The following is a 9,432-nucleotide window of genomic DNA, read 5'->3' as shown; positions in this document are numbered from 1 at the left end:
TTCCGTCTTTTAGCCAGCCTGTTTGCTTGGCTCCACTGCTCTTATCGAGGTAGTACCATTTCTTTCCGTCTTTTAGCCAGCCCGTTTGCTTGGCTCCACTGCTCTTATCGAGGTAGTACCATTTCTTTCCGTCTTTTAGCCAGCCCGTTTGCTTGGCTCCGCTCTTATCGAGGTAGTACCACTTTGTACCGTCTTTCAGCCAGCCTGTTTGCATAACACCAGTCTTGTCGAAGTAGTACCATTTTGCACCGTCTTTCAGCCAGCCTGTTTGCATAACACCAGTCTTGTCGAGGTAGTACCATTTTGCACCGTCTTTCAGCCAGCCTGTTTGCATAACACCAGTCTCGTCGAAGTAGTACCATTTTGCATCAACTTTTTCCCATCCAGTTACTTTATTACCTTTACTGTCATAGTAGTACCAATTGCCGTTCTCAGATTTCCAGCCCGTTTTCACTTCTACTGGCACTTCGGGTTGATAAATAGTTAGTTTACCTTGTGCTTCCTGTGTGACTCTATTTCCATCAGCATCTGTTAGTTCCACTTCAATAATAGCATTTTGAATCTTTACATCTGGAACGGTCCAAACGCCTTTATAAACTCCTGGCTCTACCTCTTCCATTTTATTTTTAGAAGAAGATAGCGTATTCTTTTGCGCAGGGAGCTTCACTTCAAAGCTTGCTTCTCCGCCTATTACATTACTTTGGAAAGATATTTCTACCTTCTCACCTGAGGACACATTTTGGTCAATTGCTGGTTTTAAATCTTTAATGACAAGTTTCTCTTTTACTAGTGAAACGGTAACAGGATCCGATTCTCCGGTCACTTTACCATTTAACATTGAGACTGCTATTAATCTATTTTCACCTTCTGTCATTTTCGTTGGGATTGTAAATTTGCCTTCATCTCCAACTTTTACAGTACCTACCTCTTTATTATTATTCATCAGCTTTATCGTTGTTGTCGGTGAGGCAGTCCCTTCTACCATGATGTTTTCGTCTTTGAATACCTCATCCTGTTTTGGAGATGTAATGACAGGATTGTCTACTTCATAACTTACACGAGCACGAATCATATAGTTACCGTCTTCAACAAATGCTGGATAAAATTCACCGTCAAGATATTGATAGCTTCTCTCCGTATATGGATTACCATTATCGGTTGCTAAACCAAGTGCATTTGGATAATTCAGTGTTTGGACATACACCATATAAAAATCTCCATCAACCTTGATATTGTAATCTCTTAAATCAACTACTGTCCAATTATCCAAAACTGCTTCAGCAGCTATCGGTCCAGTAAGTTTCTTACCCGGCAATCCATCGCGGCCAGAAGCATCCCATACTTCCACACTAAATTCCGTTCCAACCGTGTCTGAGTATTTTTTGTTCTTGAAGCGAAACACACCATCTGTAACAATGGCTGATTTCTTATCCTTTGGCAATGACATTTTTACTGCCCAACCAGCTCCACCGCCAAAATACATACTGGCAGCATCTACAATTCCGTTGTCATAGCCAATTTCGCCGCCCGGATACGTGAAAAAAGGCTTAAGAGCGATATCTACTTGGCTATCTCCATTAATGGTAATTTTAACATCTTGACTGTGATAACCACTTCTCATTGCCTTCATTGTATAAGTGCCTTCGTAAGCTGTAATAGTATATTTACCGTCCTTATCCGTCATCACAGGTGCAATATTGGCATCTTCCATAAGGAGTAATGTTACACCCTCCACAGCTTCCCCTGATTTTTCATCCGTAATCACACCGCTTACAGTTCCTTTAGGGATTTCATTCATTATGAAATCTGCTTGTATAGCTTTATCTTTTTCAAATGTTACTGATTGCTGTTTAGATTGATATCCATATGCTTCAGCTTGAACTGTATAATTACCGATAGCATGTAAGAGTTTAAAAGAGCCGTTTTCAGGATTTGTGTTTACGTACTGTCTGCTTTCAAGGACATTTACTTTACCTCTTATCGGCAAATCAGCATCCTCATTCTTTTGAACCACTTTTCCTTCCAAAGTCCCCAGACCTTCTCTAATAGAAGATACAGCATTGTATGCATTGACTAATCCATACCCGTACCCATCATTTGGGGATTCTGGATATTCCTTATCTGTTAAAGGCGTTGCTGTTTTTAGTAAAATGTCTTCTATTTTATCAACTGATAAACTTGCATCCACTTGATATAATAGTGCTACAATTGCTGATACAGCGGGGGCTGCCATCGATGTGCCATCCCAACCGCCTTCGTAATCACTATGAGGTACTGATGAACGAATATTCGCTCCAGGCGCTGAAATATCTGGCTTTATTTCACCATATGGTGAAGGTCCACGTAATGAAAAATCTCCAACTATATCATGACTATCAGTTGCTCCCACCGCAAATGCTTCAGGATAGTTTGCTGGATTGGCGACTGATCCAGGTCCGCCATTATTAGTCATACTCGTGTTTCCAGCTGAAAATGTAGGAAATATCCCAGCATTTCTCCACTCTCTTACTACATCTCGATACCATTCATCAAGACCGGGTCCGCCACCCCATGAGTTGTTAACAATATCTGGTGCCATATCAACCCGAGTATTCCCCTTTGAATCTGTTGGTGCTAAAATCCACTCTGCAGCCGCCAATAAATCCGCATCACTTCCGCTGGTCTCTGAGAATGCCTTAACTGCAATCCATTTTGCACCCGGTGCTATTCCTATTTGGTTTGATCCATCAGGTTCACTGCCGACCATTGTCCCGGTCACATGTGTTCCATGTGCTAAATCATCATATGGAACTGATCGTCCAGCAGTGGCATCAAACCAATTAAAGTCGTGATTAACTTCTCCAGTTGCTGCATTATAACCTCGATACTTTTCCTTTAATGCGGGATGATCCCATTGAACACCGGAATCAATACTCGCTACAACTACACCTGAACCGTCGATTCCCTTTTCCCATAAAGCCGGAGCCCCAACTCTTTCAACGTTCCACTCTACATTCGCAAGATTTACATTAGGACTTTTCTCTTTAGTTGTTGAAACAAATAATTGTCTTGTTTCGTTTGGTAATACTTTTTCAACTTCAGCAAAGGTTGCTACCTTTTCTGCTACCTCTTTCGTTGCGGTAACAGCCATACCATTGACGATAAAATAGGACTTAAAAGATTCTACATTTCCTCTATGTACTTCTTGTTCAAGAAATTTCACAACGTTTTGTTGTTCTTCATGTGCAGTAGATTTTAATTCAGATACAACTGCAGAGTGTTGCATAAACTTTTCTTTATTCGTAGATAGTTTTTCTTTCTTCGCAATCGCTTTTGTTTGCTTTATAGCATTTGTTGTATCTGCTTTTTCTTTAAATTTAATTAAAAAGGTTACTTTGTCCTCTTTTTTAAACTCTGTTAGTAAACGATTACTCATCTTTTCTTTTGCAGCAGTTTGGGAATCATTTACATAACGGTGTGAAGTTTCAATTGATTCAGCATTCGCAAATCCGGGTGTTAGTAATGAAAATACCATATGTAATGCTGCTACAATACTAAATAATCGCATGTGATATTGTTTCTTCCTCTTCAATTCGGTTTCTCCCTCTCAACTTTTAAATTTTTGCTTGTCATTTCATGAAGTTACAGCCTTTGTTTAACCATCATTTTGAAGCACAAAAACAAAAACTTAATACCTCTCCTCATTAAATTTGAATAGATATTATTATAGGATAAAATGTAATATGTTTCTAGATAATTATTTTAATAGTTCAAATAAATATTTTAATTTAAAAATTCATTATTCTACATCATTCTCCATTCCCCTCTCTAATTTGATTAAAAATTTTTACTATTTTACTAATTAAAAGACAGTATGCGGATAAAAGCTAGAGGGAATTGTAAAAAAGGTCAAACGAAAGTAGACCCACTGAGTAACAACAATGAAAAAATTCAAATAAGAAAAAACCGAATTTCGCACATACAACTCTAAGAAATTTGGCTTTAAATAGAAAAAAATTCTCCACCAAAAAGCACCCTGGATTATAACAACAATAAGCGACTTTGTTAATTCTAATCAGAATTACAAAGTCGCTTACACTATATCCATACTCACTACTTTTTTCCTTTCGGTTTACTTTACTGATTCATTTATTATTGTCTTTTTATCTGCGGAATGATCATAAAACTGATGAAACAAATAAGCAAGGTAATGGGTTAGTTCAAATCTATCATTTTTAACAAAATCAGACAACTTTAATTGATATTCTCTCGACACAATGATTTTCCCCTCCTATTAACATCTTTATTATTATGATTTCTAAACTATCACTCTTTTATACATATAATTAATAAAATAGTAGAAAAGGCCTTTCTTAGGAATTAACTCCCCCAGCGCACAGACGCTACAAGTAAGAAGTGAATAACATAAATTGCAGGAGAAAAAAGCATAATTTGATTGTTGACTGTATAAATTAATAATACAACTTAGATTTACCCCACATTAAAAGCCCCTTTTGAAGTAAGGGGTTTTTAACATTAATCATCCCAAACTTCATCCATAAGATCTTCAATCTCTTTTCTTAGTTTTTCAGTTTGGTTATTATCTATTTCATAATTACCATTTTTAAAGACGGTAACTTCTCCAACCTTTCGCTTTCTTGGGAATTTTACTTCTTTCAATGTTTTTACCTACACTGATAGCAGCATATTTAGGTTTTACTTTGTTCAAAAAAGCTGTTCTTGTTGAATATTTGGAACCATGACAAGAGGTAATCTCTTGTCTTCTCATTTTGTAATTATTTTTACGAAAATAAGGCATAAAAAGCAACTGCCACATAACAACATTGGAACAGTTGATTTTATGAAAAAAGATATTTATCTGTCCTAAAAACCCTTTTAATAGTTTTTACTATTCATCCTTAAAAGTACATCTAATTTTATCTCTATTCTTTTTAACGCATTTAAAATCAATTGATTCTCTTCTTCTTTTTTAAGAACATCTTGTTCAGATTCCTCAGCTAATTTCTTTTTGTCTAATGCAGTTTGATAATAGATACTTATTTTATTTAAATCCATGCCCCTCTCCTTTGTTCTCATGAATAAATATTTGATCAGTTTTTCGTTCTTAATAAAGAACATATTATTATTTTATATCATACTAGTAATATTTACAATTATTAAATGTTGAAAAAATATCTCTAATTCCTCTATTACGTTTTTCCACATCCGGGAAATAACCCGAATCCCGTTGCAAAATATTCTTAATTGAGAATAATCCCAAAAGATAGACTTTATTATACAAGGCTTTTTCTATATAAATATAATGATTTTTAGCCGATATAAAACGATGATTGCCTCATCTAAAAGCTTAACAGCTCATTTCTTGATTTATCTATCCTTCATACAATTTTTCTATTAAAACAGCTAAGGAGAGACATAAATGGAAAAAGTATCATCGGTTAAAAGAAAGAAAAGATTTTCTCTTCGATATAAATGGAGTTTGTTTATTTGTACAGCCATCCTTATTTCCCTTGTTTGTTCTGTCGGTTTTTCCTATATAACCATAAGCAATTTATTACAAGTGGATGATAGGACTACTAATAAAAATAGTGCTAAATTTACTGCTGGGGAAATTGATGCAGAGCTTAAAGGGTATCAAAGCTCTCTTGAACAATTAGCAGAAGTAATTTCGACCCAAATTAAAAGCAAGAATTCAATTGCGAACATCGAACGAGGAATCCAAGCTGTGCAACAGCAAAATAAGAAGCTTGCTTCAGCATATTATATGGATTGGAAAACAGGTAAGATTCATACTTCTCCGTATGTTGAGTTCAACAGGGATGTAAGGGAAACGAGAACATATAAAGAATTAACTGCCAACCCGCAAACAAAATGGATGGATGTTTATAAAGATCAAGGATCGGGAAAGATTATGACTTCAATCATTACTCCAGTCATGGTAGATGGCAAAATGGCAGGAGCGTTAGGCTATGATATTGATCTATCTACCATTGGAAATGCGAGAAAAAGTTTTGAAAAAGACTCAACCAATAAACTCGCTATTTTAGATGCAAACGGTGTTGTTGTGACTTCTTTTATGAAAAATGCCGATGGGAAAAATATGATGCCATCGAATAGTGGAAAAATCGAGGGAGTACAAGATATCGTCTCCCCTGCTCAACTCCAAGCGGACTTTAATTGGGTTGAAGACGTGTATAAAAATCAATCATCTTTTTCCAATACATTCCTCTGGGAAGGGAAATCATATCATCTTTATTCAACTACTATTCCTACAGTAAATTGGAAAGTGATATCGTTTAATCCGGACCAGGTATTTTTATCAAAAATAAATGAGTTCAAGAAAACGGGAATTATTTCAATTGCCATTGGATTAATAATCGGAGTAATATGTGCAGGTTACTTAGCGACCAAATTAACTAAAATCATTACGAATTTACGAAAGGTTTTAGGTAAAACTGCAAAAGGTGATTTGGTTACAGAATTTATTGTAGATTCCAATGATGAGATTGGGGATCTTTCAAAAAGCTATAATGAAATGCTTAGCAACATGAGAAATTTAATATCCAAGGTAAATAGCAACTTCCAGTCAGTCAATCAAGCTACTTCTGGTCTCAAGGTGATTTCTTCTGAAAATAGCGCTGCTATTACAGAGGTTTCGCGTGCCGTTGAAGAAATCGCTATGGGGGCAAGTAATCAATCCGGTGAAATTGAAAAGGGATCAAGCGCGATTTATGATCTAGGTAATGAAATTGAAATACTAATTCAGCAGTCGAATACGATCGAAGTAGAAGTCGATGAAGCATCTACACAGATACAATTAGGTACACAACAGGTTGAACATTTAGAGACTTCTTATCAAAAATTAGAGAATGCCTTCCAAAAGGTCACACGTATGATTGTTAGCTTGGATGAAAAATCAAAATCCATTTCAGAAGTGACACAGGCCATTTCTCAAATTGCTGAGCAAACGAATCTACTTTCCTTAAATGCTTCAATAGAAGCAGCAAGAGCAGGTGAACATGGAAAAGGTTTCTCTGTCGTGGCGAATGAGGTTCGCAGTTTAGCAGATGAGGCAAAGAAATCTACGAAAAATATTCAGCATATTATTAATAGCGTTCTAGAAGATACGAAAGAACTAGTACTTGTCATGAGCGAAACAAATCAAATTAGCTTTAATCAAAAAGAGGCTGTCTCATCAGTAAACCAATCGATAACAGAGCTATCAAGCTCATTAACCAAAATGTTACATTCAATTAAAGAGGAAACGAAATCCATCGATACCATCCAACAGCACAAAGAACTTGTTATTAAAATGATCGAAGAAATCTCAGCGGTATCTCAACAAACAACCGCTTCATCTGAAGAAATCGCATCATCCATGGAAGAGCAGTCAGCTTCAACCAACGAAGTGGCCCAATATACTATGCAGCTCTCCACTCTAATTGAGGATTTAGAGAAGGCAGTAGGTGAGTTTGAAATTAGGCGCTAATGTGACAAAGGTGGGACAAAGGGTCTGGTCCTTTGTCCCACCATCAATCTTATTAGTGATTCTGAGAACGATATGTTCCAAACCTAGAAAAGAAAAGCTCCATGGAGATTTTTCTCTCCACAGAGCTTTTCCAATCTGAGACAATGAACCACGTCTCAATCAAACCTGGGACAATGGACCTGACCCCGCGTCCCACCAAGGAACCAACGTCCCATTAAACCTTAAACTTACTTACATGCATTTGTAAGTCTTCTGCCATTTTGGATAGTGCGGAGGCAGAGGAAGCTATATCTTCCATTGATGCCAGTTGTTCCTCTGAAGCGGAGGCAACGTTTTGAGTATTATCGGCGGAAACTTGAGCGATACTAGCGATTTCTTCGATAGAGGCGTTCACTTGTTCTACACTGGCTGACATTTCTTCTGATACGGCTGAAGCTTCCTGGATTTGAGATGTAACCTGTTCAATTAATGTTAGAATTTTTTTGAATCCTTCTCCTGCTTCTTGGACAACTTCCATTCCTACTTTAACTTCTTGGGTTCCTTTATCCATTACTTCTACCGCATGTGTAGTGTCTCCTTGAACTTTTTGGATGATTGCTGCTATTTGATCGGCTGAATCTTTAGATTGCTCTGCTAGCTTTCTAACTTCATCGGCTACGACTGCAAAGCCTCGTCCATGTTCACCTGCACGGGCAGACTCGATAGCGGCATTGAGAGCTAACAAATTCGTTTGGTCAGCGATAGATGTAATAAATTCAATAATCTTCCTAATTTCTTTTGAATGTTCCTCTAAATTTTTAACAACAGAAGCAGAATCCTCTACAACTTCATTAATGGTATTCATTTGATGGACGACCTTTTGTAAAGATTCTCTTCCATTATCTGCTTCCTTGCTTGTTTCCATGGATAATTCCGATACTGAGGAAGTGGTCTCTGCTACTTGCTGAATACCAATCGCCATCTCTTTCATTGCAAGTGAGCTTTCGTTTGCACCTTGACCCTGAACTTCTGCTCCATTTGCGACCTCTTGAATAGATGTAGCAATTTGATTCGTTGCTTGGGTAGTTTGTTCGGCACTTGCAGTTAGTTCCTCCGCTGAGGAAGCAACCTGTACGGAACTTAATCCCACCTGCTCTATTAAATGTCTTAAATTTCTTGCCATTTGATTAAATGAATTTGCCAAATCGCCAATTTCATCTCTATTTTTAATTTTTATTTCGTCCACAGTAAGGTCGCCGTCGGAAATTTTCGTAGCTGTATTCGCTAGTGCGACAACTGGTTTTGAAATGAGACGCCCCATGTATAAAGCTATGGCAACACCGAACAAAACAGCGATCATTCCTAATACTAATATCTGAACTTTTGTATCATTTACCTGTTTAGTGGTTTCAATATTACCTGTTTCAAGCAAATCATTTTGGAATTTTGATAGTTTAGCAGCTTGTTCATCCAATCTCTTTACGATGTCAGCACCTTGGCCTGATACTAAAACTAGATACTCATCTGTTTTATTCTGTTTTTTAAGTTCAAAAACTTTATCAGTAAATCTTTGATATTCATCCTCAATTTGATTGAGATCCTTCAACATTTTTTTAGCTTTTGGGAGCTGAAATCTTTCCAATAAATTTTCGTATTTCTGCTTATATTCAGTATGCGCTTCTGAAATATCCTGTAAGGATTGTTCATCACCCTTTATTAAGTAGCTGCGCACGCTAACGATTTCTTGTTTCAAGGCAACTTGTAAATCTTTAATATCTACAGCTTTCTTTGCTTTGTCTTGGAGTAAAAAACTATATGTATTATTAACGCTATTAATTTGATAATAACTAACACCTATAGTAATGATTAAAATAAGTAAAACGACTGAAAAGCCCCCTAGCAGCTTTCTATTAATTGTCCATTTCCAATTCATAGATGATCTCCCCAAAATATATTTTTTTATA

The 9,432-nt window shown here is 36.6% G+C and carries 6 protein-coding genes and 1 pseudogene; 1 reads left to right on the top strand and 6 read right to left on the bottom strand.

The features are described from left to right. The 5 genes and pseudogenes from ACQKP0_RS08645 to ACQKP0_RS08625 form a co-directional block, all read right to left on the bottom strand. Positions 1–3,547: S8 family serine peptidase (locus ACQKP0_RS08645; RefSeq protein WP_427405570.1), on the bottom strand; the 3,547-nt coding region annotated here is incomplete at its 3' end. Positions 3,548–4,111: 564 nt separating this feature from the next. After that, the gene (locus ACQKP0_RS08640) at positions 4,112–4,255 is read right to left on the bottom strand and encodes a hypothetical protein (protein ID WP_427405426.1); all 144 of its coding nucleotides are present in this window, start codon (positions 4,253–4,255) and stop codon (positions 4,112–4,114) included. 260 nt (positions 4,256–4,515) lie between these two features. Then, complete coding sequence (locus tag ACQKP0_RS08635) at positions 4,516–4,659, bottom strand: DUF3006 family protein (protein WP_427405425.1); 144 nt, start codon at positions 4,657–4,659, stop codon at positions 4,516–4,518. Position 4,660: 1 nt separating this feature from the next. Next, positions 4,661–4,747 (bottom strand): annotated as a pseudogene (locus ACQKP0_RS08630) (MBL fold metallo-hydrolase); the annotation flags it as partial. 128 nt (positions 4,748–4,875) lie between these two features. Continuing rightward, on the bottom strand, positions 4,876–5,055 hold the full coding sequence (locus tag ACQKP0_RS08625; RefSeq protein WP_427405424.1) for a hypothetical protein: 180 nt from the start codon (positions 5,053–5,055) through the stop codon (positions 4,876–4,878). 364 nt (positions 5,056–5,419) lie between these two features. Between ACQKP0_RS08625 and ACQKP0_RS08620 the strand changes: the two genes are divergently transcribed. Beyond that, positions 5,420–7,489: a methyl-accepting chemotaxis protein gene (locus ACQKP0_RS08620; protein ID WP_427405423.1), complete on the top strand. Its 2,070-nt coding sequence runs from the start codon at positions 5,420–5,422 to the stop codon at positions 7,487–7,489. Between the two features lie 214 nt (positions 7,490–7,703). On the opposite strand, the gene ACQKP0_RS08615 is transcribed toward ACQKP0_RS08620, so the two are convergent. Further along, on the bottom strand, positions 7,704–9,401 hold the full coding sequence (locus ACQKP0_RS08615) for a methyl-accepting chemotaxis protein (RefSeq protein WP_427405422.1): 1,698 nt from the start codon (positions 9,399–9,401) through the stop codon (positions 7,704–7,706). Between the last annotated feature and the right edge of the window lie 31 nt (positions 9,402–9,432).

It is taken from the genome of Heyndrickxia sp. NPDC080065 (genome assembly GCF_050281185.1).
In the GTDB taxonomy this organism is placed as follows: Bacteria; Bacillota; Bacilli; order Bacillales; family Bacillaceae_C; genus Heyndrickxia.
The sequence above is the reverse complement of the archived record's forward strand: the minus strand, read 5'-3'. Positions and strand labels throughout refer to the sequence as shown.

What these genes read in the sequence shown, in the direction of transcription:
- ACQKP0_RS08620 (WP_427405423.1), top strand. Translation starts at nt 5,420, where the DNA reads ATGGAAAAAGTATCATCGGTTAAAAGAAAGAAAAGATTTTCTCTTCGA.
- ACQKP0_RS08615 (WP_427405422.1), bottom strand. Translation starts at nt 9,401, where the DNA reads ATGAATTGGAAATGGACAATTAATAGAAAGCTGCTAGGGGGCTTTTCA.
- ACQKP0_RS08625 (WP_427405424.1), bottom strand. Translation starts at nt 5,055, where the DNA reads ATGGATTTAAATAAAATAAGTATCTATTATCAAACTGCATTAGACAAA.